Raw genomic sequence first — 1004 nt, forward strand, 5'->3', positions numbered from 1 at the left:
AATCGGCTGAAATAGCGATGGATGACGAATAGTATCTGTTGATATTCAATGGTTTTTCTGGTTCTTGCGGTTGATCTGCTTCCCACTCCCAGCCTTCTTGAATCTTCTCGCCGTTCAGGACTTTTCGGACCAGTGTTCGGAGATAACCTCCGACATTTTTGGCTTTTTCCAGCGCAAAGCGTTTGCGGGTAACAATGCCGGATAGATCCAGTGATGACCGGTTTTTCCGTAATTCCTTTTGCCAGCGGAAAAGATCACTGGCCCGCACCCCTCTTTCCAGCAGGAAGAGCAGTTCGGCAGGCAGGGAAAGTTTCTGTAATAGCTGGCTATTGGCCACCGATTCACGTTGCCGGAACCATGCTGCGGTCCATTTTTTTACGTCTAATTTTTCAGCAACCAGGCCACAGACCTGCTTGAAGCCCGACATGGCCTGTTCAAACAGGCTTTTTTGGCGGACGTGGTGCGGCTCGTAAGGCATCTGCACAAGTTCCGCCAGCATCGGGGTAAAGTAGGTATGGGTGACGCCACGGTAGCGGCCATGCGCCTTGCGCCGGACCTGCCGGACGATGTATCCAGCCTGTACCAGATTGCGGAGTGCCGTGCTGACGGTGCAGACGCTCCGGCCAATCATCTGGCTGATGCGTTCCAGACTGGGGAATACGGGCTCGGCCAGATTATCATAACGAGCGTGCAGTAAAAGCGCCTGTAAAACAACGCGCTCTGTCATTTTTAAGTGCGCCAACCTATACAGCGTGAACAGTGGTTGGGACAAAATACAGGGAATATCCAGGTCCGGTGACAGACCCAGAGCATCCAGCGGCCTGCGTTTACGCGGAAGCGCATCCGGGCATCCCAGATCTAATGTGACCTGGGTGTTTTCTGGAATCGAATCAGACTTGCAACCGATCTGACCAGATTCTATAATGGAATCGGTAAGATCGGTCACGTTGTGTAGTGCTCCTTTTTCTTTTTCTTCTTTTTCTGATTCTCATCCTCTATTTGAG

The 1004-nt window shown here is 51.5% G+C and carries 1 protein-coding gene; it reads right to left on the reverse strand.

What is annotated here, in order from left to right:
• A partial coding sequence (locus tag AC2VLY_RS11070) for a helix-turn-helix domain-containing protein (protein WP_486922279.1) occupies positions 1–946 on the reverse strand: 946 nt, incomplete at its 3' end.
• Positions 947–1004: the final 58 nt, after the last annotated feature.

This window comes from Acidithiobacillus sp. TH-A36 (genome assembly GCF_057473445.1).